Source organism: Butyrivibrio sp. AE2032 (assembly GCF_000702965.1).
In genome coordinates this window covers 156,342-182,597 of the sequence record NZ_JNLF01000004.1, presented here as the reverse complement: position 1 = coordinate 182,597, position 26,256 = coordinate 156,342, and the positions used below count along the sequence as shown (strand labels likewise).

General features: G+C 48.3%; 26 protein-coding genes. 25 read left to right on the top strand and 1 reads right to left on the bottom strand.

Annotation, left to right across the window (positions count from 1 at the left end):
• The first annotated feature begins 5 nt into the window (after positions 1–5).
• The 11 genes from rnhA (at position 6) to BO18_RS14890 (ending at position 11,869) form a co-directional block, all read left to right on the top strand.
• Positions 6–470, top strand: coding sequence for a ribonuclease HI (rnhA, locus tag BO18_RS14940; protein WP_034447595.1), 465 nt, complete (start codon positions 6–8; stop codon positions 468–470).
• Positions 470–1,030, top strand: coding sequence for an NUDIX domain-containing protein (locus tag BO18_RS14935; protein ID WP_034447593.1), 561 nt, complete (start codon positions 470–472; stop codon positions 1,028–1,030). The genes rnhA and BO18_RS14935 overlap by 1 nt, the downstream gene beginning before the upstream one ends.
• Positions 1,027–4,026 carry a DNA translocase FtsK gene (locus BO18_RS32895; protein WP_051688805.1) on the top strand — a complete coding sequence of 1,000 codons (3,000 nt, stop codon included), beginning with the start codon at positions 1,027–1,029 and terminating at the stop codon, positions 4,024–4,026. Before BO18_RS14935 ends, BO18_RS32895 begins: the two co-directional genes overlap by 4 nt.
• Positions 4,019–4,537, top strand: a complete 519-nt coding sequence (locus tag BO18_RS14925; protein ID WP_034447592.1) for a CinA family protein — start codon at positions 4,019–4,021, stop codon at positions 4,535–4,537. Before BO18_RS32895 ends, BO18_RS14925 begins: the two co-directional genes overlap by 8 nt.
• Positions 4,538–6,181 carry a murein biosynthesis integral membrane protein MurJ gene (murJ, locus tag BO18_RS14920; protein WP_034447591.1) on the top strand — a complete coding sequence of 548 codons (1,644 nt, stop codon included), beginning with the start codon at positions 4,538–4,540 and terminating at the stop codon, positions 6,179–6,181. It begins immediately after the preceding gene.
• Positions 6,182–6,299: 118 nt separating this feature from the next.
• Positions 6,300–7,622, top strand: a complete 1,323-nt coding sequence (locus BO18_RS14915; protein ID WP_034447588.1) for a serine hydrolase domain-containing protein — start codon at positions 6,300–6,302, stop codon at positions 7,620–7,622.
• A complete protein-coding gene (locus BO18_RS14910; RefSeq protein ID WP_034447586.1) occupies positions 7,597–8,040 on the top strand; it encodes a LytTR family DNA-binding domain-containing protein in 444 nt (147 codons plus the stop codon). Before BO18_RS14915 ends, BO18_RS14910 begins: the two co-directional genes overlap by 26 nt.
• The gene (locus BO18_RS14905; RefSeq protein ID WP_034447585.1) at positions 8,037–8,987 is read left to right on the top strand and encodes a DUF3021 family protein; all 951 of its coding nucleotides are present in this window, start codon (positions 8,037–8,039) and stop codon (positions 8,985–8,987) included. The genes BO18_RS14910 and BO18_RS14905 overlap by 4 nt, the downstream gene beginning before the upstream one ends.
• A 121-nt stretch (positions 8,988–9,108) precedes the next feature.
• Positions 9,109–9,408: an STAS domain-containing protein gene (locus BO18_RS14900; protein ID WP_185752474.1), complete on the top strand. Its 300-nt coding sequence runs from the start codon at positions 9,109–9,111 to the stop codon at positions 9,406–9,408.
• A gap of 24 nt (positions 9,409–9,432) precedes the next feature.
• Positions 9,433–11,412 carry an ATP-binding SpoIIE family protein phosphatase gene (locus tag BO18_RS32890; RefSeq protein ID WP_051688804.1) on the top strand — a complete coding sequence of 660 codons (1,980 nt, stop codon included), beginning with the start codon at positions 9,433–9,435 and terminating at the stop codon, positions 11,410–11,412.
• Between the two features lie 19 nt (positions 11,413–11,431).
• The gene (locus tag BO18_RS14890) at positions 11,432–11,869 is read left to right on the top strand and encodes a hypothetical protein (RefSeq protein ID WP_034447583.1); all 438 of its coding nucleotides are present in this window, start codon (positions 11,432–11,434) and stop codon (positions 11,867–11,869) included.
• Here the strand turns inward: BO18_RS14890 and BO18_RS14885 are convergent.
• The gene (locus BO18_RS14885) at positions 11,861–12,472 is read right to left on the bottom strand and encodes a hypothetical protein (protein WP_034447582.1); all 612 of its coding nucleotides are present in this window, start codon (positions 12,470–12,472) and stop codon (positions 11,861–11,863) included. The two genes, BO18_RS14890 and BO18_RS14885, sit on opposite strands and share 9 nt — an antisense overlap.
• A gap of 150 nt (positions 12,473–12,622) precedes the next feature.
• Here BO18_RS14885 and BO18_RS32885 point away from each other — a divergent pair, with 150 nt between their 5' ends.
• The 14 genes from BO18_RS32885 to rnc all read left to right on the top strand — a co-directional run bounded on the left by BO18_RS32885 (position 12,623) and on the right by rnc (position 26,207).
• On the top strand, positions 12,623–13,645 hold the full coding sequence (locus tag BO18_RS32885; RefSeq protein WP_051688803.1) for a DUF4214 domain-containing protein: 1,023 nt from the start codon (positions 12,623–12,625) through the stop codon (positions 13,643–13,645).
• Between the two features lie 9 nt (positions 13,646–13,654).
• Positions 13,655–14,614 carry a D-2-hydroxyacid dehydrogenase gene (locus tag BO18_RS14875; RefSeq protein WP_034447580.1) on the top strand — a complete coding sequence of 320 codons (960 nt, stop codon included), beginning with the start codon at positions 13,655–13,657 and terminating at the stop codon, positions 14,612–14,614.
• A gap of 43 nt (positions 14,615–14,657) precedes the next feature.
• Positions 14,658–15,176 (top strand): NUDIX hydrolase, encoded by a 519-nt coding sequence (locus BO18_RS14870; protein WP_051688802.1) that lies wholly within the window; start codon positions 14,658–14,660, stop codon positions 15,174–15,176.
• A 298-nt stretch (positions 15,177–15,474) separates the two neighbouring features.
• Complete coding sequence (gene recA, locus BO18_RS14860; RefSeq protein ID WP_051688801.1) at positions 15,475–16,605, top strand: recombinase RecA; 1,131 nt, start codon at positions 15,475–15,477, stop codon at positions 16,603–16,605.
• On the top strand, positions 16,598–17,062 hold the full coding sequence (locus BO18_RS14855; RefSeq protein ID WP_034447576.1) for a regulatory protein RecX: 465 nt from the start codon (positions 16,598–16,600) through the stop codon (positions 17,060–17,062). Before recA ends, BO18_RS14855 begins: the two co-directional genes overlap by 8 nt.
• Before the next feature lie 167 nt (positions 17,063–17,229).
• The gene (locus BO18_RS14850) at positions 17,230–17,511 is read left to right on the top strand and encodes a hypothetical protein (protein WP_034447574.1); all 282 of its coding nucleotides are present in this window, start codon (positions 17,230–17,232) and stop codon (positions 17,509–17,511) included.
• Between the two features lie 37 nt (positions 17,512–17,548).
• The gene (locus BO18_RS14845) at positions 17,549–18,112 is read left to right on the top strand and encodes a TetR/AcrR family transcriptional regulator (RefSeq protein WP_034447572.1); all 564 of its coding nucleotides are present in this window, start codon (positions 17,549–17,551) and stop codon (positions 18,110–18,112) included.
• Positions 18,113–18,146: 34 nt separating this feature from the next.
• Positions 18,147–18,581, top strand: coding sequence for a hypothetical protein (locus BO18_RS14840; RefSeq protein ID WP_034447571.1), 435 nt, complete (start codon positions 18,147–18,149; stop codon positions 18,579–18,581).
• Positions 18,582–18,586: 5 nt separating this feature from the next.
• Positions 18,587–20,761 (top strand): NHLP family bacteriocin export ABC transporter peptidase/permease/ATPase subunit, encoded by a 2,175-nt coding sequence (locus BO18_RS14835; protein WP_051688800.1) that lies wholly within the window; start codon positions 18,587–18,589, stop codon positions 20,759–20,761.
• A gap of 13 nt (positions 20,762–20,774) precedes the next feature.
• Positions 20,775–22,958 (top strand): NHLP bacteriocin export ABC transporter permease/ATPase subunit, encoded by a 2,184-nt coding sequence (locus BO18_RS14830; protein WP_034447570.1) that lies wholly within the window; start codon positions 20,775–20,777, stop codon positions 22,956–22,958.
• Between the two features lie 4 nt (positions 22,959–22,962).
• Positions 22,963–24,324: a 30S ribosomal protein S12 methylthiotransferase RimO gene (gene rimO / locus BO18_RS14825; RefSeq protein WP_034447569.1), complete on the top strand. Its 1,362-nt coding sequence runs from the start codon at positions 22,963–22,965 to the stop codon at positions 24,322–24,324.
• Between the two features lie 112 nt (positions 24,325–24,436).
• Positions 24,437–25,054: a CDP-diacylglycerol--glycerol-3-phosphate 3-phosphatidyltransferase gene (gene pgsA / locus BO18_RS14820; protein WP_034447568.1), complete on the top strand. Its 618-nt coding sequence runs from the start codon at positions 24,437–24,439 to the stop codon at positions 25,052–25,054.
• Between the two features lie 103 nt (positions 25,055–25,157).
• Positions 25,158–25,403 (top strand): acyl carrier protein, encoded by a 246-nt coding sequence (gene acpP, locus BO18_RS14815; protein ID WP_034447567.1) that lies wholly within the window; start codon positions 25,158–25,160, stop codon positions 25,401–25,403.
• Between the two features lie 93 nt (positions 25,404–25,496).
• Complete coding sequence (rnc, locus tag BO18_RS14810) at positions 25,497–26,207, top strand: ribonuclease III (protein WP_034447565.1); 711 nt, start codon at positions 25,497–25,499, stop codon at positions 26,205–26,207.
• Positions 26,208–26,256: the final 49 nt, after the last annotated feature.

Genomic DNA, 26,256 nt, shown 5'->3' with positions numbered 1-26,256 from the left:
ACTCTATGGCAGTCATCAACGAGGTTACAATCTATACAGACGGTGCCTGTTCGGGTAATCCCGGACCGGGCGGCTGGGCGGCTATCCTCATGGCCGGCGGAGCAAAAAAAGAACTCTCCGGAGGCGAGGATAATACGACCAATAACCGTATGGAGCTTATGGCGGTCATAGAAGGCCTCCGTGCTTTAAAACGCCCGTGTAAGGTCGATGTCTACAGTGACAGTGCCTATGTGGTAAATGCGTTCGCTCAGGACTGGATAGGCAAATGGATAAGGAACGGCTGGAAAAACAGCGCCAAGGCTGAAGTTGCCAACAGCGACCTTTGGAAGGAACTTCTGGTGCTAACTTCAACCCATAAGGTCGTTTTCCATAAGGTCAAGGGACATGCAGACAATGAGTTCAATAACCGTTGTGACGAGCTCGCCGTGGCAGAATGGAAGAAGATCAGCAGCAATAAGGGGAAAGATTGATGGGTAAGATCAATTGCAGTGACGATATGTTGTTTGAGAAGACTGTTTCTTCGAAAACTGTTTTCGAAGGCAGGATCTTTGACGTAGAGGTAAAGGATATCACTACTCCCGAGGGCAGAGCTGCCAAGAGGGAGATCGTAAAGCATCCGGGCGGAGCATGCATCCTTCCCGTTGATGATGAAGGCTTCTGCTATCTTGTAAAGCAGTTCAGGAGCCCCTTTGAGAAGGTAATGCTCGAAGCGCCTGCCGGCAAACTCGAGAAAGGTGAAGAGCCTCTTGCCTGCGTTACCAGAGAGATCACTGAGGAAACAGGATTTGTCGCAGGAAATATCGAGAGCGTCGGCGCCATTGCTGCCACTCCCGGATACTGCTCCGAGATCATCAGTCTCTTTATCGGGACAGGTCTGGTCTATCAGGGAGGAGATCCCGACCAGAACGAATATATAGCTACAGTGAAGTTACCGCTGAAAGAAGCTCTCGAGATGGCCGAAAACGGCTCGATAAAGGACGCCAAGACGCTGGTCCTTTTGTATAAGGCTGCCAGGAGGTTCGGAATTTGAGCAGAGACACGTCACGCAAAGAAGCTGCCGGGATCGTTCTGTTCTTTGCAGCGATCGCAATAATCCTGATCTTTTATCTTCCTGTATCCCTTACGGGTATAATCGGTTCAGCCGTTAAGTCGTTTTTCCTCGGACTTATCGGTGTTGCTGCCTATGCGATCCCCGTTTATATACTATATGTTGCGCTTGATGTTTTTTTTGAGAAAAGGCAGGGCGTATCCGGAATCAGAGTCAGGAGCATAATACTGCTTCTTGTTTCCGTATCGGCGCTCCTTGCGCTCATATCGATGGACATGATCTATTTCGAGGGACTGTGCCAGAACGCCGAAGGCAAGACATCGGCGCTTAAGGCTCTTTCGCTCTTGTGGGAATCGGGAACAGACATAAATCTTATCGGCAACCCTGCAAGTTCTTCTTACGTGCTCACCGGTGGCATCATCGGCGGCGGTATAGCCGTAGCGCTTTATGAGGTTACAGGCAAAGTGATCGGAGTAATGACAATAATTGTCTTCCTGCTCACTCAGATCCTGCTCGTGTTCAGGGTATCCATAAAAGCAACCGCAAAGAAGACGGCCCAAGCCATCAGCACCGCATCAGGCAAGGTATACGATTCCGTCGTCTCACACAAAGGACATAAGCAGGGAGATCAGAATTACAGGATCTATTCAGGCAACGGATACGGTGATCCTGAGCCTCAGAGAAGAAATGCTTCAGGCAGGACTGCTGTCGTAACTTATGGCAACAACGGCATGATCTCGGATAATAACCGCGCAAACAGCGGTTCGCGCTTTGTTCAGAACGGCGGAAATCCCGAGAAGCAGGGACCTTTCATGACAAATCTTCCGATCGACGGCAGTTCGGGATTTACAGATGTCGATAAGCTTACCGGAGGACAGGTGCATGCTGTTGACCAGGAGCCCGGAAAGATCGCTTATAACGAGAAGGAATACAAGGTATCGGAGGGCCGCGATCCTTCTGCTGATTTCGGATATACTACAGACCCTCTGAGCGTTCCCGGCAAGGCAAAGAAGACAAAGGCCAAGAAGCCGCTTTCTTTCCTCGATCCCAAGAGCAACGATTTCTATGATCTGACTCCGTCCGAAAACAAGGGCAGTCAGGAACCATCAGCATCTGATGCGGAAACAGATATCTACAGCGGTTCTGAAGACCCTTATGAGATCAGGGAGGAAGCGGAAGGTTCCGGCTATGACTATTCAGAACCCGAACGTTCGGTAAGAGAGCCGTGGATCAGCCAGTTTGTGAATAACCAGCCGGCTGAAGCACAGGGACAGTCTGTTCCCGTACCGGTTCCTCCGGCCGCACCCGTTCCGTCAAAAGACCCCGGAGAGATAACCATTAATGCGGGCAATGAAGACAGAGAGGGTTTCAGCAGGACCGAAGGCAGGGTGTTTAAGGATGCCAGGAAGGATAATGCCGTAAAGAACGTTCCTGACATTGAGTATGCTGAAGAGACTAAGAGGCATGAAGCAGCGCTTCAGATGCAGAAGAGAAAACTCAGAAATTACAGACCCGCACCTGTCAATCTTTTGGCACCTGATGAGAAGCAGCAGGCTGACAAGGATCTCGACAGAAAACTCAAAGAGAAGGCAAGAAAACTCGAAGAAGCCCTTAAGAGCTTCGGCATTACTGCAAATGTCATAAATATAACGCATGGTCCGTCGATCACGAGATTTGAGCTGACGCTCGAGACAGGTACGAAGGTATCGAGAGTCACCGGTCTGCAGGATGACATCATGCTCGCAATGGCAGCAATCTCCATAAGAATCGAGGCGCCTATCCCCGGAAAGAGTGCGATCGGTATTGAGATCCCTAATGATGTACCGACTGCCGTTCACCTGAGAGGCCTGGTCGAAACAAAGGAATTCAAGGCATCAACACCGCTAACCGTAGCTCTCGGAAGAGATATCCCGGGAAGACCGATCTATTGCGATCTTGCAAAGATGCCTCACCTCATGATCGCCGGCTCCACGGGTTCGGGTAAATCGGTATGTATCAACTCCATACTTACAAGTATCCTTGTTCATTCTTCACCGGAAGAAGTGCGCATGATCCTGGTCGACCCCAAGGTCGTTGAGCTTTCTGTTTATAACGGCGCACCGCATCTCATCATGCCGGTCATCACCGATCCGAAGAAGGCTGCAGGCGCACTTAATTGGGCAGTTGCTGAGATGCAGAGGAGATACAAGCTCTTTGAAGAAGGCCAGGTAAGAGACATAAAAGGCTTTAATTCAAAGTATCAGGATGTTCCCGAAGCTGAGCATCTGCCGCTTATCCTTATAGTTATCGACGAGCTTGCGGAGCTCATGATGGTCGCTGCCAAGGAAGTCGAGACATATATCTCCAGACTTGCGGCACTCGCAAGAGCAGCGGGAATCCACCTGCTGATCGCAACGCAGAGACCTTCCGTTGATGTCATTACAGGTGTCATCAAAGCCAACATCGGTTCCAGAATAGCATTCGCCGTTACGTCAGGCGTAGATTCCAGAACAATACTCGATCAGTACGGAGCCGAGAAGCTCCTCGGTAAGGGCGACATGCTCTATGCACCGATGAGCGCTCCCCAGCCTGTAAGAGGCCAGGGTGCATTCCTGTCTGACGCAGAGGTCGAATCCGTCGTCAACTTCCTCAAGAAGACTTACGGGTCAATGTATGACGAATCGATCATCAAGGATATCGACAGAGTAACTTCTGGCGAAGACCAGGGTTCCGGTTCTTCTTCGGGCGGCTCTTCAGGCGGATCTTCTGACGGCGACGATCTTTTCGATCAGGCTGTACAGACGGTAATCGAGAACGGAAGCGCGAGCGTATCCGTACTCCAGAGAAGACTCGGCATCGGTTATCCGAGAGCCGCAAGACTCATAGATGAACTTGAGAAGGCGAAGGTCATCGGACCTTTTGAGGGAAGCAAGCCCAGAAAGATCCTTATCACCGAGACCGAATGGCTCGAGAGGAAAGCGAGGAAGGGCAATGACTGAGAGCGAAGGACTTAGTCTCAAAGCTGAAGAACTCGTTCAGTTTGCTTCAGAAAAGAAGATAACTTTCGGTTTTGCCGAAAGTCTTACAGGAGGCATGATATCTTCTTCAGTCGTTAATGTACCGGGCGCATCTGCAGTATTCAAGGGTTCTGTAGTCTCATACACGAATGAGATAAAGGAGCGCGTGCTCGGTGTTCCGTCCGGGATAATAGATGCAAATACTGAAGTCTCGGATGAATGCGCCGTTGCAATGGCAGAGGGTGCGAAAGCCATCCTCGGTGTCGATCTGGCAGTTGCCGTCACCGGTATAGCCGGTCCCACTGGAGCTCTCCCCGGAAAGCCTGTCGGAACGGTCTTTGTGGGGTACTGCTATTCAGGACCAAATGTGGAAGGATGCATTTCGGGTTCATACAGGATGGATCTCGGAGGCGGAAGAGATCTTGTGCGTTCGACGACCGCTCTTGCGGCTTTGAATACCGCTATTACGCTTATCATGGAAGGCAGAGAATAAGTGGCTGAGAATAACGGAGCAGGCAACAAAGCAGTTGCGTCACCAAAAAAGAAAAAGGGTATGAGCTTCGGGCTGGCCGCTTTTGTTGTCGGCCTGGGCAGCATCATCGTAAAGTTTTCTGGACTTATCCGCGATGTCATTCTCGGCAGGAAGTTTTGCGACGAGGCAGGCATATACCGCGCTGCATATTCGCTTGCATTCACGATACCGGACCTGTTCTTTAATCTCCTGATCGGCGGAGCCATCTTTTCCACTGTTGCGCCTTATCTGAGCGCGCAGCTTGCGGTTGGTAAGGAGAAGGAAGGCGTCCGTACGATAAGCATTTTTGTTTCAGTCGTAAGTGTAGGCATGCTCGTAGTATGCACATTAGGCACCATATTCTCAGAACCGATCTATAATCTTTATGCGATAGGGAAGGATGACATAAAGCCTGAGGTCCTGATGCTCGCTGCTCAGGCATCCAAATTCTTATTCCCGCAGATATTCTTCATAATGCTGGCCGCGCTGTGCAACGGTATCCTGATATCGTACAGGCGCTTTACCATTACCTCATTCGGACCTCTGCTTTATAATATCCTGGTCATCGTCGCCGTTATCATCTTCGGCGGCAATTCACAGAAGAATCTCGTAATGACTACTGCCGGCATCCTTGTTGCTACAGCAATATATTTTGTATGCCAGTATTCGTTCGGCTTCAGGCAGATGAAGCAGTTCCGGTTCATATTCAAACCGATGGACAAGGAATTCCTTCAGCTGTTCAGGCGCGCGATCCCGATCCTCATATCTGCATCCATAATCCAGATAAACACGGTAGTCCTCTACCGTTTTGCACTGCAGTTCGGAGAGATCCATGTCTGGGGTTACAGAAATGCATCGACGATCTGGCAGATACCTTATACCGTTTTCGTCGTTGCGATCACGACAGTAATGACGCCGGAACTCGCAGGCGCCTACAAATCGAACCTCTATTCGAAGGCATCTGAACTCGTTTCCCGTTCAATGAAGAGCGCGCTTTTCATGACCATACCGTCAGCTGCCATAATCGCCGTGCTGAGCGTCGATGTGGTAAAGGCAATCTATCAGTGGCCTTCGTCCAATTATACGGATCTCAATGCACATTCAGCGTCAACATTCCTTCTTGGCTTTTGCATCGCTATCGTGACTGCGACTGTTGTGCATGTCTTCAATCAGGCATTTTATGCGATCGGTCAGACCAGGGTGCCTTTGATATCAGGCCTTATCTCACTTGTAATGACTCCGCTCTCATGTCAGTTGCTTGTCACGCTCGGTGCCGGCCCGATCTCTTTGTCTCTCGCTTATTCCTTTGCCAATATATGCCAGATGATCATGCTCGGCATCACTTATTGCAGACGTAAGGAACTTGCTCCGCACGGGATAGTAAGATTTCTCCTGAAGGCTGCACTCTGCGCCGCTGTCATGAGTGCTGTCGTATTTATTGTAAATATCTGGCTTCCCGCAAACGGCGGAAAGATCATGCAGCTCATGATAGATGCAGTCAAGGGTGTTGTTGCGATAGTCGTTTACTTTGCCATGGCTGTTATACTGCGCATGGAAGAAGCTACCGAATGGATCAATAAGTTCAAGGCCAAGATCTTCAAAAAGAGTGCAGTCAGGAAGGCGTGACACCGCCCGGATTTGCATTTCGCGAAACCTCATTTGCAACAAGTGAAGGCTCTTATTGTCTGCTGCATTTGCTTAAGCTACGATGCGCTTAAGTAAACCGAAAGGAATGCATGTGACGATGATCAGAAACCTTATTCTTGCAGCCGTGATGCTTTTCGTTGATCTTACTTCTGCGGCTGGAACCGGAAGCGGCATCGACGGTCTCATATCTGATTTCAAGGCGGAAACAAAATGCAGAGATGTGAGCGTTGTAGTTTTTGACCACGGCGAGACAACTTACTATGGTGATAGTGAGGCTTTGTACCAGATCGGTTCCATGACGAAGGCTTTCACGGGCCTTGCTGCGCAGAAACTGATGGATGAAGGTCTTATAAGCGGGCAGGATAAGGTATCCGACCTGATACCGGGCTTTAAGGCATATTACATGTCTTCGGAAGCGGATATAACTGTAGACGATCTAATGACCCAGCGGAGCGGCTATACGAACAGTGAGACGGACTATCCTTCGGCGGATGAGAACATGACTCTTGCAGAATGGGCGGAGAGCATATCTGGAAGAGAACTTAAGAGTATGCCCGGTACTGAATATGCGTATTCAAATGTTAACTACGATCTGCTCGGTCTGATAATAGAGAATGTTACAGGCGTTTCATACCGTGAAGCGATGACAGAACTGGTGTTGGAGCCGTTTGGACTGGATTCGACTTATGCAGGAATTCCTGAAAGCAGGGAAAGTATAGTTACCGGCACGAGACTCGGCTTCAGGACCGTCTTCGATTATGAGATACCTGTAAGGGAGGGAAGCATACCCGCAGGTTATTTCTATTCGGATACATCCGATATCGGCAGATGGATGGAGGCGTGGATCGGCGGCGCCGATACTGATATGGAACAGGTGTTTTCCAGACTGGAGAACGAAGGGGATTACTATGCCGGCTGGGAAATGTTTGACGGCGGCGTTACCGGCCACTCCGGAGGCACGCCGAATTATTCATCAAGGATCGTATTCTCAAGAAGCAGTCAGACCGGTGTGTGCGTGCTTACCAATCTCAATGTGGCGGCAACCACGGACAGCCTCTGCAACAGCATTTTTTCAATGGCCTCAGGTCAGGGAAAGAGCGGTTTGATTTGTGATGTCTGGACAGTATTTGATATTATATTTACTGTGGTATCGGTACTGGGAGCCGCAGGACTTATATTTGCCTTTATGACAAGGAAGAAAGTTCTCCTGATCGTGACAGGATCTGTACTTGCGCTGATAACGGCACTGATATTTATACTATTCCCCGTGATCTTCGGAGCAGGGATAAAGGCTATAGCGCTTACATGGGCTCCGTGGAGCTTCCTTGCGGGGATATGTCTCCTTATTGCCGATGTGCTGTGCATTGGCATTAAGATTGTTTTGGTAAGGATAAATGAGGGTAGAGCAAAGACAGGTTAAGGATCAGCCGCTTACGGTTATCGTTGAATATCCTGAGTACGACAGGTCTGTTGAAAGGCTTATCTCCAGGATAAAGAACATCGGCATAGGCTTTACCGGCAAGGCTGACGGGAAGACCGTGAGCATTGATATCTCGGAGATATACTACATCGAAAATGTCGAGAGAAAGACATTCATCTATTCCCGTAAAGATGTTTACCGATACGACGGAAGCATGTCGGACATTGATTCCGCGATCGCGGATACCGATCTGGTCAGGATATCAAGAACCTGTTTCATGAATGTCTCGCACTTAAAGGAGATCATGCAGATAAAGAACAGCCATCTGGAGGCTGTGCTCGATAACGGTGAGAAACTCATCGTGTCCAGAAAATACCTAAAGGACATAAAGAAGATCTTCAGGAGAAAGCTGTTATGAGAAAGATATTAAGAGATACATGTATCTTCGCAGCGCTCATGATACTGACGGTCTTTGCTTTTTCGATCACGGGCGTCGGTTTTACGGAAGAGATAAAGCTCGTATTCCTGCTTTTCGGACTGGCGCTTATCCTCTCTGTCGTAAACTATGTTTTCGATGAGATAACGGCATTACCGATCCTTACTGGATATATCATCAAATACTTTGTGATCACCGGGATAGTCATCGCTTTCGGATTTATAGCAGGGTGGTTCTATCCTTCGAACTTCTGGATGGCGTTCATATATGTCGGAGCGATAAGCGTTGTCGTTTATGCCCTCGACTCGGTCAGGACCGAGAACGACATCGAGGAGATAAACGATATGGTAAAGCGCAGCAATAACGAGAAGATAGAGTCAAGACCGCTTAAGGTGCGGAAAGGCTGGAAAGTATTGGCAGTCCTCATTCTTGTAATGACCGTATTGTGCGGAGCTTGCGTTGCGGGTCTTGTATGCGTCTCGAAAAGCGTATCTGATACGCATGCCCGTCAGAAAAGCGAAGCGGAGAGTGCGGGCTACGGTAAGGTCTATACCGGATGCAGGAAAGAGGATAATGTGCTGATAGACGGTAAACTTTACGAATGCTACAGTACCGTGGAATGGCTCTTCGCGGGTGATATCGGCAGCAGGGACGTGAATCTCCTTTTTGAGTACGGGTCATCTTATATAGACGGAACTGAAGGAGAAGAAGAAAAACTCCGAATATATTGCAGGGACAAAGAGGGCTCTTACGGAGATGAGAGGTTCATCGAGCCTTATTCCGTATATAATCCCGGAATGCAGAAATATGCGGATTACTGCTTTGACGGTTTTGAGATAACGGGTGCCGCCGTTTTGATCCTTACAGTCGTACTCATAGTGTATATTGCCGTTTATCTTATCCGCAAAAAGACTTCGTCCGCGGTGTGATATCCGTTCATTCAGGGATATTAAAAAGTTAATAATCTGTTTTCGAGCGTTCGGAAAATGATGTGTTATACTTATCATATAAATTTGACGCATTATCATGCCGATATAAGGAGGAATTCAAATGCTGAATATCAAGAAGACGGTTAATGGGAACAAGGCTGTTTTTGCTTTGGAGGGAAGACTCGATACCAATACATCAGTCGAGCTCGATGAAGCTCTCAAGCCCGTTGTGGACGGTGTTGATGAATTGCTGTTTGATCTCGGAAGTCTCGATTACATTTCATCTGCAGGACTCCGTGTTCTTCTTGCCACTCATAAGATCTTCTCAAAGAAGAACGGTATGAAAGTTACCAATGTAAATGAAATGATAATGGAGATCTTTGAAGTAACAGGCTTTTCTGATATTTTGACGATCGAGTAATCTTTTGCAGAGGCCAGAAGGCTTATGATCATAGATCTTGAATCCAAGAATTTCAGGGTTAGAGCCGGATTGGGTTCTTTGTTCTTCATACTGGGTGTAGCATTAGCTGTCGGCGGCATGTTGTTCTTCCATATAGAGCAACTGCCGCCGGTTTATATTGTGAACGTAACTATGGATCTCTGTGCCATGGTACTGGCATACATCCTTTATATCTGCTGCATACTGGATAAACAATGGAACGGTGACAACCTTAATTATTTCCTTTTGATGCTGGTAACGGACTTTGTCGGACTCAATGCCGACATGCTCTGCTGGCTCGTCGACGGAAAGCCGGAATACAGGATCCTGTGTGTTGGCGCGAATACCGTGTTTTACTGTGTCTCGCCCATACTTGCTTATATCTTCTGGCGTTATGTCATCACATTCCTCAACGTTGAGAAACAGAGAAGCAATAAGTACGATGTCATATTCAGGACAGGTCTTTTCATGGCATTGGGCTTGAGGCTGCTCAATATCTTCTTCGGATATTATTTCACCGTCGATGAGAACGGCGTATATCACAGAGGCGATTTCTTCACTGTGGCTTACATCTATTCATTCGCCGTAATGATACTCACGCTTATACTTGTCGTATTTGCGCGCAGGAGATTTAAGCCGTATCAGATAGTCGCATTGTTCGTTTACTCATTCGTACCTGTCGCCGTCGGAATTATCTCGATATTCTTCTACGGCATATCACTGTTGTGCCCGGTGTTCATGACAACGTTCCTTCTGATGTATTGCATTCTTAATGTCGTACAGGGAAAAGAGAAGTCGGTTGCCGAGAATGAACTGCACATGGCGGCAGTTATTCAGGAGAACATGCTTCCGCGTATCTTCCCGCCGTATCCGGACAGGACGGAATTCGATATCTTTGCATCCATGTCTCCTGCCAAGGAGGTCGGAGGAGATTTTTACGATTTCTTCCTTATCGACGACGATCATCTGGCACTGGTCATAGCCGATGTATCAGGAAAGGGAATACCGGCATCTTTGTATATGATGGTATCAAAGTCGCTCATCAAGAGTCAGACGCTAGCCATAGGCAAAGAGGGCAGCACGTCAAGGATATTGGGCAACGTAAATTCGCAGTTGTGCGAGAGCAACGATCTGAATATGTTCGTTACCGTATGGCTCGGCATTCTGACGGTATCCACAGGTGAACTTACATATTCCAATGCCGGACATGAATACCCGGTATTCAAGAAAGGCACGGAACCTTTCAAGGTCGAAAAGACCAAACATTCACCTCCTTTGGGCTGCATGGACGGTATTCGTTTTAAAGAGGAAAAGACCAGGCTTGAACCCGGCGATATCATCTTCCTTTATACGGATGGTGTTGCCGAGGCGACAAACCGCGATCAGGAACTTTTCGGTCTGGACAGGCTCCTTGCTTCGCTCAACGACGAGACCCGCGGAGAGAGATCTGCGATGGGTATAGATTTTGACGTTAAGTACAGTGTTGATATGTTCGTTAACGGCGCACCGCAGTTTGACGATATCACGATGCTGACATTCAAATACACAGGAAAAAGTAAGGCGGATAATGTTATGGAATACGATGAGATAACGGTAAGAGCGGAAGTGGATAATCTTGATAAGATCCAGGGCTTCATCGAAGAAAGACTCGATGCGGCGGAGAGTTCTCCTAAAGCCGCAATGCAGATAAGCGTATCTGTCGAAGAGATATACGTGAATATCTGTCACTACGCATACAAGGATAAAGGCGGGGAAGGCGATGCAACCGTAAGGATGAGGATCGTCGAAGGAGTTGCCGAGATCGTTTTCGAGGACTCGGGAGTCCGGTATGATCCGCTTGCCCGCGAAGAACCTGACGTGACGCTGTCGGCAGAAGAAAGGGAGATAGGCGGTTTGGGGATCTTTCTTACAAGAAAGTCCATGGATGACGTTTCTTATGAGTATAGAGACGGTAAGAACATCCTGACTCTCAAGAAAAAGATCTGAAATCTCCGGGAGGGCTGTTATGGCTAATCTTAAGTTCAAATATGTCAGGATACAGGGCAAGGAACTCGCCCGCAATACAATGACCGGAAAGGGCATCTTCAGCATGTGCTGGGATCTTATAAGAAACGACACCATGGAAGAGGAGGATGCCCAGCTGTTTCAGGAGATCGATGCCTGGTTTGCGGAGAATCTTCCGTGGCCCCCTCAGTGCATGAGGCAGGAAGCGGTGGTCTGCTGGTTTAAGACGGAGAATTCAGAAGACATGATGAAGATGATCCGTCCCGCGCTCTGGCTCCTTGAAAGGTATAACCATCCGTACTATCTGGTATATACGAATTCACCCGGGGAGATCGTCTACGAGGATAAATATCAGATCGTGGCAAAAGCAGACGTCAGGATAGATGACGTCCCGAAATCCTGGGCTGAAGAATCAGGTGCCCCGAAATTATCAGAATGATTTAATGATAATGATCTCCACGCTCTTGTTGACGATGCTTACCTGAACGTCGTCGGCAAGATTTGCGACTATGGATTTCTCCAGTTCATCCTTGGCTTCCTGGGCCTGAGGTTCTGTGTCGTAAGCCTTGTCAATGGATGCGATGTAGCTTGTCATCGACCAGGAATATGTGCCTGCATATCTGCCCATCTGGCTGCCAAGAGCCATAAGTCCCAGAGCCTGGTCTGCCATGGCTTTTGTCTCGGGATCGTCGGGAAGTGTGGCAGATGCGATCATCTCGCGGATCTTTCCCATAAAGCCTTTAGCGGCAGCGTTCTTTCCAGAAGATGAAACTGCGAGGAGTTCGCTTCTGGTCTTTAAGTCCATTTCTATATCTGTCTTAAGATGGATCTCTACTTTATTATCTTCAGTCTCGAGCCAGAAATCGCCCTTCATGTCTTCAGTGAAGGCACGCATGAATTCGATAATCTCCTCTGACAGTAAACGAAGACGAAGTCCCGCTTTGTGGTCAAGGCCCATGTAAGATCCTGTTCTCTCACTGATCTCCAAAGCCTTGTCCATGCCTGTTCCTGATGCGTAGATGCTGATGATATCCGTCTTCATGTTATTGCCTCCCGGTAATCTTATAGTAGAGATTATAACACTTAGATCCTGATAAAGAATAAACGGAGCATTTAGTTAACCTTTTGTTTAAGAATCGGAGACAATAGTGATAAGATGTCCTTAAAACCAGTTCGACTGTGAGAATTGTTGATGTGTAAGAAACTCTATCTGAAGATCTTCTGCCTGCTCCTGACTGCCGCAACAGTCATGTGCCTCTATGACGGCGGTATGAAGGGAACCGTTGAAGCGGCGTCCCCCGAAGAAGCGGAAGTTACGGAAGAAGAGGAGATCGATGAGAAATACTATCAGTTTGTGGGACGTCTTTATGCGATCGTTACCCGTCAGATGCATGCGGATGCGGAAGAGAAGACGGAGCTTGCAAGAAGTCTTGACGGCGGCATCTCTGCTGCTTATGACGTGATGTATCATTTCTATTTTTCAAAGGAATACAAGGACCTGAAGCAGAGTGACGAGGAATTTGTCGAAGATCTGTACAGAGGCTGTTACGGTAGGGAGTCGGACGAGTCAGGCAAGGCATATTACGTATCAAAGCTCGAATCAGGCTACAGCAGATATCTCGTTTTCAGGGAATTTCTCTCTTCTAATGAATTCGTCCAACTTTGCCGCTCCTATAATATCTGGATCAAAAAGATCCTTCTGAAGAATTATGTCGGTCACCTTAACGGCATGACCTGCATCTGCGACGACTATTACGATCTTGATGAGGACGGCAATCTCGGCTGGTGCTATAAGAATGCCGCGAAGCACGTCCGCTGCATTAACGAACAGCTTTTCATGAGCCCTACCGATTACTATATAATCGCCGATATCGATAACTGCTATATAGAGATATTTAAGGGAAGCGTCGGAAACTGGTCCTTGTACAAGATATATCCGATGTCCTGTGGCAAGTCAGGTCATGAGACACCCCGTGGAAACTACAGGGTCACAGGTCATAAGTCGTATTTCTATTCCCACGGTTCACTCTGTTACTATGCGACCCAGTGGAACGGTCCGTACTACCTACACAGCGTTACATATAATTACAACGGAACACTCCAGAACGGTACGCTCGGCAAACATATCTCAGCTGGCTGTATAAGGCTTGAATACAGCGTTTCGAAATGGGTCTACGAGAATATCCCGGTAAGTACGCCGGTGAAGACGGTGTGAGTTTTATCCATGAAGATAGTAGTTATTAATAAGTTATTGAAGGATACGCACAGGGAGCAGATCAGAAAGACTGCTGCCGGGATCGGCGGAGAAATTGTTTTCGTTGATAAAGAAGAGGATATTCCGTCGGATTTCAAAGAATGCGAGGTCATCTACGGATTCGGTATGGAGACCGCGCGTACGAGCAAGGCTCTCAAGTGGCTGGCCGTTCCTTCTGCCGGAGTGGATTATCTTATGAAGCCCGGCGTTTTCGCCAATGAAGACTGCATTATTACCAATTCATCAGGTTCGTACGGGGTGACCATCGCAGAACACATCATCGCAGTTTCACTTCTAATGATGCGTAGGCTGGATGTGACATACCGTGATTCGCTTAACGGCAAATGGGGAAGCCCGTTGCCTCAGAAGTCGCTCAAGAACGCGAGGATCCTTGTGCTCGGAACGGGTGATATCGGATGCTGCTTCGCAAGAAGGGCGAGGGCGTTTGAACCGCTTAGCCTTACAGGAGTCTGCAGGAGCGGAGAATGTGATGAGCCCGTTTTCGATAAGGTAATAAAAGTCTCTCAGCTTGACGGACTGCTTCCGGAGACCGATCTGCTCGTAATGAGTCTTCCGGATACTCAGGAAACGAGAGATATCCTGTCCCGTGAACGGATAGGACTTCTTCCCGAAGGTTCATATGTTGTCAATGTCGGCAGGGGTACGGCCATAGATGAGGATGCGCTTGCTGACGCGCTTGACTCAGGAAGGCTTGCTGGCGCAGCTTTGGATGTATTCAGGAACGAACCTCTTCCTGAAGGCAACAGGCTCTGGAAGACGCCTAACCTCATCATCACACCGCATGTTGCGGGGAATCTCACACTCGACCATACTCTCGATGTGAATGTCGGACTGTTTTGCGCGAACCTCTCGAGATACGGAAATGGCCTGCCGCTCGAAAACGTGATCGACAGGACAAAGGGATATTGATATCTGATATCATAACTGTTGTTTTGAATTCAGGAGGATAAATATGGGAGTGCAGGAGATCTGGGATCTTTACGACAGAGACGGGAATAAGACCGGAGAAACCTTTTTAAGAGGCTTCGGGAACTTTCAGAATATTCCCGAAGGCAGATATCATCTCGTGGTTGACATACTGGTTATTCATGAAGACGGTTCATATCTATTAACGAAGAGAAGCGAGGAAAAAGATGTCTATCCCGGATTCTGGGAGGCAAGCGCAGGAGGATCTGCGTTAACGGGCGAAGAGCCTTTGGAGGCTGCAAAAAGGGAACTGTTTGAAGAAACAGGGATATCGGCGGACTCTTTGGAACTCGTTGGCGTTCTGTTCAAGGATACCAGCCATGCGATGTATTATTCCTATCTTGCCCAAGTCAGCTGTGACAAGAAGAGCGTAGTCCTTCAGGATGGTGAGACCACTGAATACAAATGGGTGGACAGGGCCGGATTCCTGGAGTATGTGGATGCCGAAGACTCCATGAAGGCGCATAATCAGAGATACGCTGAATATATAGAAACGCTCAGGTAACGGGGCGGAAAAGGTATCTTCCGGTATATATTTCTCTGTCGTATTCTTGCCGGTTTTGTCGGTATTTGTCGGGTTTTGTCGTTTTTGATGCTTCAGGATCAGTTTCCGGCACTTGCTGTTTAAAGCGAAGCCCAATGATTTCAAGGTCTTCGGACGTTTGTTTGTGAAGATGTGTACGATTAATGGGCCTTGTCTGTATTTGTTCGAATTTGTAAGGTAAATCTTGTTGACAAAAGTGTATCATAAACATAGAATTAACTCATAAATGAGAACAAATGTTCAATCCGAGGAGGTCACAATGGCTAAAAGTAAGAATAACGGAAAGGGCTCGGTTGCCCAGGTTCAGGATAAAGACGAGAGAAGGAAAGCTCTTGATGCTGCCATGGCGCAGATCGAGAAGCAGTTCGGTCAGGGAGCCGTAATGCGCCTTGGCGATAAGTCACAGGTTGAGATCGACACGATCCCCACAGGCGCGCTTACTCTTGATATCGCACTCGGTATCGGCGGACTCCCCAGGGGAAGGATCATCGAGATCTACGGACCTGAATCTTCAGGTAAGACTACTGTTGCCCTTCACTGTGTTGCAGAGGCACAGAAGCAGGGCGGTACATGCGCATTCATCGATGCTGAGCATGCACTTGATCCCGTATATGCCGGCAATATCGGCGTTGACGTCGACAATCTCCTTTTGTCCCAGCCCGATACAGGTGAACAGGCACTCGAGATCTGTGAGACTCTTGTAAGGAGCGGGTGCATCGACGTTGTCGTCATAGACTCCGTTGCAGCTCTCGTTCCGAGGGCAGAGATCGAGGGTGAGATGGGTGATTCCCACGTTGGTCTTCAGGCAAGACTCATGAGCCAGGCTTTAAGAAAGCTCGCACCTGTTGTTTCCAAGTCAAATACCATCTGTATCTTTATCAACCAGCTCCGTGAAAAGGTCGGAGTCATGTTCGGAAATCCCGAGACCACACCTGGCGGCCGTGCTCTTAAGTTCTATGCTTCCGTAAGGCTTGACGTCAGGAAGGTGGAGACTCTCCGCAACGGTTCGGATGTCGTAGGCAGCCACACAAGAGTTAAGGTAGTTAAGAATAAGGTTGCTCCTCCGTTTAAGGAAGCGGAATTTGACATTATGTACGGCAAGGGTGTTTCATCCGAAGGCTGCATCATCGACCTTGGTGTTGAGAACAACATCATTGACAAGAGCGGATCCTGGTTTGCTTATAATGGTGCAAAGATTGCTCAGGGCAGAGATGCCGCTAAGCAGTATCTTATCGATCATCCCGAAGTCAGGGACGAGATCGAAGAGAAGATCAGGGAATCTTATATGCCTGCAGATGACGACGATTCCGATATCGGTGCATCCGGTGGTGTTGATGCCGCTCCTGAAGATGATGCTGATGACGATGATATCTTAGGTATCGATGTCTGAGGATATTAAAATCAGAGAAGCCGTGACCTGTGCGATCAGGCATATCGGTACAGGCATATATTCTTCCGGCAAGATACGTTCCTATCTTATTCAGAAGGGATATACGGAAGATATTGCGGTCAGTGCAGTCAGGCACCTTATCGATACCGGATATATCGATGATCTGCGCGCTTCGCGCAAAGTGCTCGCGACCCGTTCAGGGAAAAAGCAGGAGAGCAGGCATTATATATGCAGACGTCTTTTGGAAGCCGGTATAGATCCTGATTGTGCTGATACCGTTACGGCTTCCCTTCCGGACGATTCTGATACCTGCAAGGCCCTTTTTGAAGCTTCTTTCGGTAAGAACTGCGGTGATGACGTCTCCGACAGGGAAGAGGAATTCTTAAAACTCGCACAGTTAAGAGGCTACAGCCCGGAGACAGCCAGGTTTGCTTTCAAACGTTATATGGAAGGTTGATCCCGGTTCTTCCTTAATTTGTTTACGACTTGTTTACTAAAGGCAACAGATACAGCGTTATCTGTTGCCTTATCTACATTATCGTTACGAATTGTTTATTGCTGATATGTATGGTGATGGTTAAAATAGGGTCAAGAAGTAAAACAAATTTAAGGGAGGACAAAGCTATGAAAGATGATAATAATGAGCTTAATATTGATCAGCTTGACGGCGTGGCAGGCGGTACGAGCCCCGTATTGCCGAAGATCGTATACCGCAGCAAGCCGCTTCCGAAGGGCTCTCACATGAAAAAAGTCCTCGGCACTATGCGCGATTCGATCGAAGAGACCGGTAAAGTTCCTTTTACGGAATGCCCTAATTGTCATTCTCAGGCAGTAAGGTACAATGAGGTCGAAAAGATATGTACATGCCAGGATTGCGGATATCTTGAGACATATGAGAATGACTGACAGATAATTGATTATTCAAAACAGGAGTGCAGCTTAAATGGAAGAGAAGAAACCCGACCGCAGATCACGTAAGACACAGACCGCCATATGCAATGTTTTGATGGAGCTTCTTACGCAGAAGGAACTGCGAAAAGTTACGGTACAGGAGATCACGGATAAGGCGGATATCAACCGTGCTACATTCTACAAGCATTATCTGGATGTTTATGATCTTTATGACAAGCTTGAGCAGGATATACTTATCGAATGGGGTATGCTCGTCCTTAAGCTTGCAGAGCTCAGGACTGCCGAGTTCTTTAAGAGCCTGGTCGATTATGTTGATAAGAACCGCTTGGTGTTCAAGATGGTTTTCAGTGAGAATTCCCCAGGAATGCTCCGCACCAAATTCGAGAAACTGTTAGAGGGTCTTCTCATGCAGATCGAGGCTGAAAAGACACTTACAGATATCAAGGACATCAAACTGTCCTATCAGACAAGCTACCGTGCCCAGGGATGCATTGCGATCCTTACAAGATGGGTGGATGACGGTTTTGACCAGCCGAAGGATTTCATCTTCAAGGTTCTTGCCGAGCTCGATGCCAATACTGAGAAGATAATGTAACGGCGCAGAACAATTGCGATCGGAGGCATATTATTTGGAAGAGAATAAGAGTGAACAGAAGAGACAGCAGATCTTCCGCGAGAAAACCATAGAACGCATCTCTTCTCCTGATAAACTGACGGAACATTTAAGGGTAACGAATCCTGCGATCTGGATCGTTCTTGCTGCCGTGATCCTTTTGCTTGCCGGGATGCTCGTATGGGCGACCATCGGCACGCTTGAGACTACGGCGGATGTTAAGATCATCGTCGAGGATAATGTTGCGACGGTTTCGGACGGTTCGGCGGACATTACGGAGGGCATGCCTGTCTATATCCTTTCGGAGAAATACATTATCGCGACTACCGTTTCCGATGATTTCGGAAGAGTATACGGATTAATGGAAGTCGCTTTGCCTGACGGTGTCTACGACGGCACTGTTGTTACCGAGCAGGTAAGACCTATAGATTTCCTGATCGAGAGCAGGTAGGACAGATGGCCGCAGTCAAAGTTAAGAGCCCCGTCAAAAAAGGTGTTGCAAAGGTTCCGGTTGTAATGCAGCTGGAAGCTTTGGAATGCGGTGCCGCAGCTCTTGCTATGGTAATGGCTTTTTACGGGAAGTGGGTTCCGCTCGAACAGGTCCGCCTTGATTGCGGTGTGTCACGAGACGGTTCAAAGGCCAAGAATATCTATCTTGCCGCACAGCATTACGGCTTTGATGTCAAGGCTTTCAGGATGAGCCCGGAGAGTCTTAAGGCGGAAGGCACTTTTCCCTGCATAATCCACTGGAACATGAACCACTTTGTGGTTTTAAACGGCTTCAGGGGTAAAAATGTATATATTAACGATCCCGCACGCGGAACGATAAAGATAACCTGGGAAGAATTTGACAGGTCGTTTACGGGTGTTGTTCTTATCCCCACGCCTTCTGCGGAGTTCAAGCCGAGCGGTAAGCGCAAGAGTACTCTGAGCTTTGCCGCAAAGAGACTCGTTGGTGCCGGAGCCGCTATCGTATTCGTAATGCTCACCACCGCGATCTCATATCTTTTCGGTATCGCGAACTCGGTTACTTCAAGGATATTCATGGACCGTCTGCTTACCGGCATAAACAGGGACTGGCTTTACCCGTTCATAGTATTCATGATAGTCCTTGCTCTGATAGAGCTGACGGTTACATGGGCGCAGACCATTTATTCACTCCGCATCAACGGAAAGATGGCTGTCATAGGAAACACTTCCTATATGTGGAAAGTGCTCCGTCTTCCAATGGAATTCTTCTCGCAGAGACTTGCCGGTGACATACAGTCACGTATGGGCATGAATGCTTCCATCGCAGGCACGCTGGTCGGAACCTTTGCACCTCTGATGCTGAATACCGCGATGATGGTATTCTATCTGCTCCTTATGCTGAAGCAGAGCCCGATGCTTACGCTGATCGGTATATCCACTCTGATAATTAATATCTTCATGTCCAGGATAATTTCGAACCGCAGGATCAATATAACCCGTGTCCAGATGAGAGATGCGGGAAAACTCGAGGCCACCACTGCAAGCGGGATCGAGATGATCGAGACGATCAAGGCCAGCGGCGCGGAGAGCGGTTTCTTCCAGAAATGGGCTGGTTATCAGGCTTCGGTCAATGCCCAGAACGTTAAGGCTGCAAAGGAGAATCAGTTTATCGGACTTATTCCGGCATTCTTCTCGACCGTGGCGAATTATGCGGTTCTCATAGCGGGAATCTATCTGACTATGGAAGGTAAATTTACGCTCGGTTCAGTATTGATGTTCCAGGGATTTTTGGGTTCTTTCATGTCTCCTGCCATGACGCTGATCGAAGCAGGGCAGACCATCCAGGAGATGCGCACGCAGATGGAGCGTGTCGAGGACGTCATGGAATATCCAGAAGATCCGTCCATCAATGTCGAACCGACGATTACAAAGCTCGAAAAACTCCGCGGAAATATCGAACTCAAGAATATTACTTTCGGTTATTCGAGACTGGAAGCACCGATAATAAAAGATTTTTCCATGAGCCTTAAGACGGGCGAACGTGTTGCGATAGTCGGCGCTTCCGGAAGCGGCAAATCCACGATCTCAAAACTCATTTCGGGACTGTATCAGCCCTGGAGCGGAACGATCCTGTTTGACGGTCATGAAAGAGGTGAGTATCCCCGTGAGGTAATGACGGGATCTCTTGCCATTGTCGATCAGGACATAATCCTTTTCGATGATACCATCGCGAATAATATCAAGATGTGGGACAGTTCCATCATGGATTTCGAGATGATCCTCGCCGCAAGGGACGCAAGTCTTCATGACGATATCATGAAGATGCCCGGAGCATATCAGCATAAGCTCGTAAGCGGCGGTAAGAACCTCTCGGGTGGTCAGCGCCAGAGAATGGAGATCGCGCGTGTTCTGGCTCAGGATCCGTCTCTCATTATCCTTGATGAGGCAACCAGCGCGCTGGATGCCAAGACGGAATATGATGTCATCAATGCGATCCGTGACCGCGGAATCACATGTATAGTTATCGCACACCGTCTTTCCACGGTCAGGGACTGCGACGAGATAATCGTTCTCGATCACGGTGTGATCGCAGAACGGGGTACGCATGATGAACTAATAGCGGGCGGCGGCATCTACGCCGACCTGGTAGCGAACGAATAAGGAGCATTGTTTAGTGGGTCATTTCGAGAATCAGATTCAAGAACGCCGTGAGGCTGAACAGCAGCTCCTGGAGGAATCGCTCGTAAAGGTTGCGGGCATTGTAATGGGACGCCGTACCGCCGAGAGGATGCTCGACGAACGTATCATCACCAAAAACGCTATTGACGAGATACTGAAGTATTATCATTGCAAACCGGTTGAGATCCCTGAGAAAATACAGGGTACTTCCGAGCAGGTGGGATACTGCCTGCGTCCATACGGACTTATGAGCAGGGCGGTTGAGCTTGAGGAAGGCTGGTATAAGGATGCCTACGGTCCGGTCCTTGCGTTTACCAAAGAGGGAGGCATTCCCGTGGCGCTCCTGCCGGATGCTGTCATCGGATACAGCTTCAAAGATCCTTCCACCGGCAACAGGACCAGGCTGAACCGTAAGACAGCAGCGATGTTTGACATCGATGCGCTTTGCTTTTACAGACCGCTCCCGCAAAAACAGCTGACCATACCTGATCTTCTCATATATATGAAGAACTGCGTGTCCATGAGTGACATCATACTGATAGTCGTTTCAACATTCGTGCTGTCCGCAGTGGGTCTGCTCATGCCGAGGATAACAAGGCTCCTTACCGGTCCCGTGCTTTCTTCGGGACGTCAGAATGTCCTTATCGCTATCGCCATATCCATGATCTGCGTGGCGCTGTCTTCACAACTCCTGAGCGGTGTGAAGATGCTGATTCAGAACAGGCTTAGTATCAAGACATCTCTCGGAGTGCAGTCTTCGATGATGATGCGCCTTATGTCACTGCCTGCAAATTTCTTCAGAAAGTACAGCCCCGGTGAGCTCAAGAGCCGTGCCACTTCGGTAAACAGCCTGTGCTCTCTCATGATGAACATGGTCATGAGTACCGGTCTTACGTCGCTCACTTCGCTTATCTATATCGGACAGATCTATAATTTCGCTCCCGCGCTCGTTATTCCTTCGCTCGTGATAATTGCCGTTACTGTTGCTTTTTCGATCGTATCCACGCTGATGCAGATCAAGATAAACAGGAAGCTGATGGAATGCTCCGCAAAGGAATCGGGTCTCAGTTACGGCCTCATCACGGGTATTCAGAAGATCAGACTGTCAGGGTCCGAAAAGCGCGTGTTTGCAAAATGGCTCAATGTTTATTCCGAAGGAGCTGAGCTTTCTTACAACCCTCCGATGTTCATCAAGATCAATTCGGTAATATCCGCGGCGATCAGCCTTTTCTCGAATATCATCATGTATTACATGGCCGTTCAGAGCAATGTCGATGTATCGTCCTACTATGCTTTTACGGCAACATACGGAATGCTGATGGGCGCGTTCATGTCGCTTTCGAGTATCGCCCTGTCTGTTGCGCAGATCCAGCCGATACTTGAGATGGCTGAGCCGTTCCTTAAGACTGAGCCTGAGACCAAGCAGGGAAAAGAGATAATCACGCAGATCTCCGGTTCGGTCGAACTCAATCACGTGTCATTCCGCTATGACGAGAACTCGCCTTATGTTCTCGATGACATCTCGCTTAAGACCAAACCCGGCGAATATGTTGCGATCGTAGGAAGCACGGGATGCGGCAAGTCCACACTGGTAAGGATCCTTCTCGGTTTTGAAAAGCCCGAGAAAGGAGCCGTCTTCTACGACGGAAAGGACATGACCGGCCTGGATCTTCCTTCGCTCCGGCGCAAGATCGGCACTGTAATGCAGGATGCCGGTGTCTTCCAGGGAGACATTTATTCAAACATCGTTATCAGCGCTCCCCAGCTTACAGTGGATGATGCCTGGAAAGCAGCGGAGAAGGCAGGGATCGCCGATGATATTCGTGCGATGCCGATGGGCATGAACACGATGATCTCTGAAGGACAGGGCGGAATATCGGGCGGTCAGAGACAGCGCATCATGATAGCGCGCGCAATAGCTCCCGAGCCGAAGCTTCTTATTTTCGATGAGGCCACGAGCGCACTGGACAACAAGACGCAGCGTCAGGTATCCGAATCACTTGATGCGATGGGATGCACAAGGATAGTCATAGCGCACAGGCTCAGCACGATAATACACTGCGACAGGATCCTCGTGCTTGATAAGGGACACATTACCGAAGAAGGCACCTACGACGAACTTATTAAGAAAAACGGTTTCTTTGCAGAACTCGTAAAGAGACAGAGAACGGACGGATAAGAATATGGAAAGATCTGAGATAAAGATCACGCTCCTGGCATTGGGATGCTCGAAAAACCTCATCGACTGCGAGAACATGTCGACAGAACTGAGGAACGCAGGATACGATGTCATCAGTGATGTGGAAAACTCTGACATCGTGGTAATAAACACCTGCGGATTCATAGAATCGGCTAAGAAGGAGGCGATCGATGCCATCCTTGTGTGTGCCGATCACAAGGTTCCTGAAGGTAACGTAAAAAAACTGATAGTTACGGGATGTCTCTCCCAGAGATATCCTGAAGACATCCTGAAAGAGCTTCCTGAGGTCGATGCGGTCCTCGGTACGGCACACTACGGCGATATCGTCGGCGTTGTTGACAGGCTCGTCTCTGAGATGGATGTTCAGGATGCCGAAAAGATCAATCTTACATCGGGTGTCGGAGGATTTTCGCACCTTGTAAAGGACAGGGATCTTTCCACTGAGGCATATGCCTGGCTGAAGATCGGTGAGGGATGCAGGCACAGATGCAGTTTCTGCGCGATACCTCTCATCAGAGGCACATTCGTATCGCGTCCGATGGAAGACATAATCGAAGAGGCGAAGATCATTGCTTCTAAGGGAGTAAAGGAGATCGTCCTTGCTGCACAGGACACGACCAATTACGGTATCGAACTCTATGGTGAGAGGTGTCTTTCCAAGCTCTTAAGAAAGCTTTCGGAGATCGACGGCATCGAACTTATCCGCGTTATGTACGGTTATATGGATGGTATTACTCCGGATCTCATCGAGGAGATGGCTAATAATCCCAAGGTCGCTCATTATCTTGACATCCCGGTCCAGCACGGTTCGGACAGGATATTAAAGGCCATGTACAGAAGAGATAATGCTGAACTCATCACATCAAGACTCGAAAAGATCAGGGAGGCTATGCCCGACTGCATAATCAGGACCACCGTGATGGTCGGTTTCCCGGGTGAGACCGAAGAAGATTTTCAGGTAATGAAGGAAAATCTGAAGAAGTGGAAGTTCGACAGGCTCGGATGCTTCATTTTCTCGCCAGAGGAGGGAACTCCCGCATATGATATGCCTGACCAGGTCGACGAGGAGACAAAGCAGAGACGTTACGATGAGATCTATGAGCTTCAGAAGGAGATATCTGCGGAACAGACGAAGAAGCGCCTCGGCACCGTGACAAAGGTGAATATCTGCTCCGTATCCGATGACGGCATATTCTATGTCGGCAGGAGCTACGGCGAATCGCCTGAGGTCGATCCTGTCATATATGTCGCCGCTCAGGAAGATGAACTGAAGATCGGTTCGTTCGTTGAATGCAGGATAGTGGACTGCTCAGACGAATATGACATGACGGCCGTGACTGTCTGATCTGTTAAGTACAGTTTGACGTATTGTTTTTTTTCGTATATTATTATTGTTGTTTTATGCGGGATAACCCGTAAAACATATGATAATGATATATAAAAGGAGCAGTCAGGCCATGAATCTACCCAACAAGCTTTCAATCTTGAGGATCGTTCTTGTGCCGGTAACGCTGCTTTTCATGCTCCCCGTGAACATTTTCGGCTGGCAGCCGGAAGGGTGGAACAATTTCATCAATTCCAACGGGATGCTCGTCGCTGCGGGAGTCTTCATCGTTGCGTCGCTCACGGATGCAGCCGACGGAAAGATAGCCCGTAAGTACAATCTCATAACCGATCTCGGGAAATTCCTCGATTCACTGGCCGACAAGATACTCGTCATAAGCATCATGCTCGCGTTCATTAATTTGGGAAGACTCTCGGCGTGGGCGGTAATGATCGTCATATTGAGGGAGTTTGCCGTATCGGGTCTCCGCATGATCGCCGCCGCAAAGGGTGAGGTCATCGCTGCGAAGATGATAGGAAAGATCAAAACTGTAACCCAGATGATCGCCCTCATCTATCTGATGTTCGAGCCCCTGCTCTTAAAGATCTTCGGATTGGGATTTACCGGATATCCTGTCGGTATCAATGCTGTCACGATAATCGGGAATTTACTTTTCGGAATATGTGTTATTATGACTATTGTTTCAGGCGTTGATTATCTTATAAAGGGAAAACAATACCTGAAAGGGTAATTGTCAAAGAACTTTGGCAGTCAAAATAACCTATTGACAAAAACCTTAACTTACATTAAAAACAACTTGTGGATTTAACAAGAATCGTACGGAGGTACTAATTATGACAAATGAAGAACTTTTCAACTCGATTAAGCAGATGATCGTTGATCAGCTCGGTGTAGATGAGGATACAATCACAGAAGATTCCTCTTTCGTTGATGATCTTAACGCTGATTCTCTTGACATGGTTGAGCTCGTTATGGCTATGGAGCAGGAATTCGATATCGAGATCCCTGATGACGTAGCTGAGAAGGTTGTTACCGTCAAGGATGCAGTCGAGTATATTCAGAGCCTTACAGAGGGCTGATATGCCGGGGATAACAATTCTCTGAATTAACTTAAGAAGTTTTGACGGCTGGATGCGGATCGATGCATTCAGCCGTTTCTTGTAATTATTGCCATGACTGACTATTCAAGTTTAGAAAAAGATCTGGGTTATACATTTAATGACAAGTCGCTCCTTGAGACGGCTTTTACCCATACCACATATGTTTTCGAGACGGGAAGGGGCCATTGGGAGTCCAACCAGAGGCTCGAGTTTATAGGCGACGCCGTTCTTGATGTCGTGGTGGGACAGATGCTCTACGAGTTAAAACCCCAGGCGGATGAAGGATATCTGTCTAAGATGAGGAGCGTTGCGGTCTGCGAGAAGTCTTTTGCGGAAGTTGCTCGAAAACTTCATCTGGGAGATTATCTGCTCCTGGGAAAGGGCGAGGCGCAGAGCAACGGAAACGACAAGGATTCTACGCTGGCTGACTGTTTTGAGTCGGTAATCGCTGCGGTTTATTTCGACGGCGGATTTGAGCAGGCAAAGAAATGTATCTTGAAAAATCTTACCGAAACGGTGCAGAAAGCGGTAAACGGAGAGATTTTCCTGGATTACAAGAGCAAACTGCTCGAACTTGCGCAGACGAGGGGCTTCCAGCACAAGATCAGGTTCGAAGTGACAGGAGAACGCGGCCCCGCCCACATGAAAGAATTCGATGTCTGCGTATATTCTGACGAGGAACTCCTCGCCACGGCAACGGGTCACAGCAAGAAGGATGCCGAGCAGAAGTGCGCCGAGAAGGGCATAAAAGCATACATGCGCCTCTATCCGGAAGGCCGCTAAAGAAGATTGTCCTACAAAAAGGTCCTGTATGGGTTATAATACTTGGGCG

Excerpts from the sequence above, each read along its gene's own strand:
- BO18_RS14935 (WP_034447593.1), top strand. The coding sequence starts at position 470 with ATGGGTAAGATCAATTGCAGTGACGATATGTTGTTTGAGAAGACTGTT.
- BO18_RS14850 (WP_034447574.1), top strand. The coding sequence starts at position 17,230 with ATGAAAGATGATAATAATGAGCTTAATATTGATCAGCTTGACGGCGTG.
- acpP (WP_034447567.1), top strand. The coding sequence starts at position 25,158 with ATGACAAATGAAGAACTTTTCAACTCGATTAAGCAGATGATCGTTGAT.
- rimO (WP_034447569.1), top strand. The coding sequence starts at position 22,963 with ATGGAAAGATCTGAGATAAAGATCACGCTCCTGGCATTGGGATGCTCG.
- BO18_RS14845 (WP_034447572.1), top strand. The coding sequence starts at position 17,549 with ATGGAAGAGAAGAAACCCGACCGCAGATCACGTAAGACACAGACCGCC.
- BO18_RS14890 (WP_034447583.1), top strand. The coding sequence starts at position 11,432 with ATGGCTAATCTTAAGTTCAAATATGTCAGGATACAGGGCAAGGAACTC.
- pgsA (WP_034447568.1), top strand. The coding sequence starts at position 24,437 with ATGAATCTACCCAACAAGCTTTCAATCTTGAGGATCGTTCTTGTGCCG.
- BO18_RS14875 (WP_034447580.1), top strand. The coding sequence starts at position 13,655 with ATGAAGATAGTAGTTATTAATAAGTTATTGAAGGATACGCACAGGGAG.
- recA (WP_051688801.1), top strand. The coding sequence starts at position 15,475 with ATGGCTAAAAGTAAGAATAACGGAAAGGGCTCGGTTGCCCAGGTTCAG.
- rnc (WP_034447565.1), top strand. The coding sequence starts at position 25,497 with ATGACTGACTATTCAAGTTTAGAAAAAGATCTGGGTTATACATTTAAT.
- BO18_RS14900 (WP_185752474.1), top strand. The coding sequence starts at position 9,109 with ATGCTGAATATCAAGAAGACGGTTAATGGGAACAAGGCTGTTTTTGCT.
- BO18_RS14905 (WP_034447585.1), top strand. The coding sequence starts at position 8,037 with ATGAGAAAGATATTAAGAGATACATGTATCTTCGCAGCGCTCATGATA.
- rnhA (WP_034447595.1), top strand. The coding sequence starts at position 6 with ATGGCAGTCATCAACGAGGTTACAATCTATACAGACGGTGCCTGTTCG.
- BO18_RS14885 (WP_034447582.1), bottom strand. The coding sequence starts at position 12,472 with ATGAAGACGGATATCATCAGCATCTACGCATCAGGAACAGGCATGGAC.
- BO18_RS14835 (WP_051688800.1), top strand. The coding sequence starts at position 18,587 with ATGGCCGCAGTCAAAGTTAAGAGCCCCGTCAAAAAAGGTGTTGCAAAG.
- BO18_RS32890 (WP_051688804.1), top strand. The coding sequence starts at position 9,433 with ATGATCATAGATCTTGAATCCAAGAATTTCAGGGTTAGAGCCGGATTG.
- BO18_RS14870 (WP_051688802.1), top strand. The coding sequence starts at position 14,658 with ATGGGAGTGCAGGAGATCTGGGATCTTTACGACAGAGACGGGAATAAG.
- BO18_RS14925 (WP_034447592.1), top strand. The coding sequence starts at position 4,019 with ATGACTGAGAGCGAAGGACTTAGTCTCAAAGCTGAAGAACTCGTTCAG.
- BO18_RS32885 (WP_051688803.1), top strand. The coding sequence starts at position 12,623 with ATGTGTAAGAAACTCTATCTGAAGATCTTCTGCCTGCTCCTGACTGCC.
- BO18_RS14910 (WP_034447586.1), top strand. The coding sequence starts at position 7,597 with ATGAGGGTAGAGCAAAGACAGGTTAAGGATCAGCCGCTTACGGTTATC.
- BO18_RS14915 (WP_034447588.1), top strand. The coding sequence starts at position 6,300 with ATGATCAGAAACCTTATTCTTGCAGCCGTGATGCTTTTCGTTGATCTT.
- BO18_RS14855 (WP_034447576.1), top strand. The coding sequence starts at position 16,598 with ATGTCTGAGGATATTAAAATCAGAGAAGCCGTGACCTGTGCGATCAGG.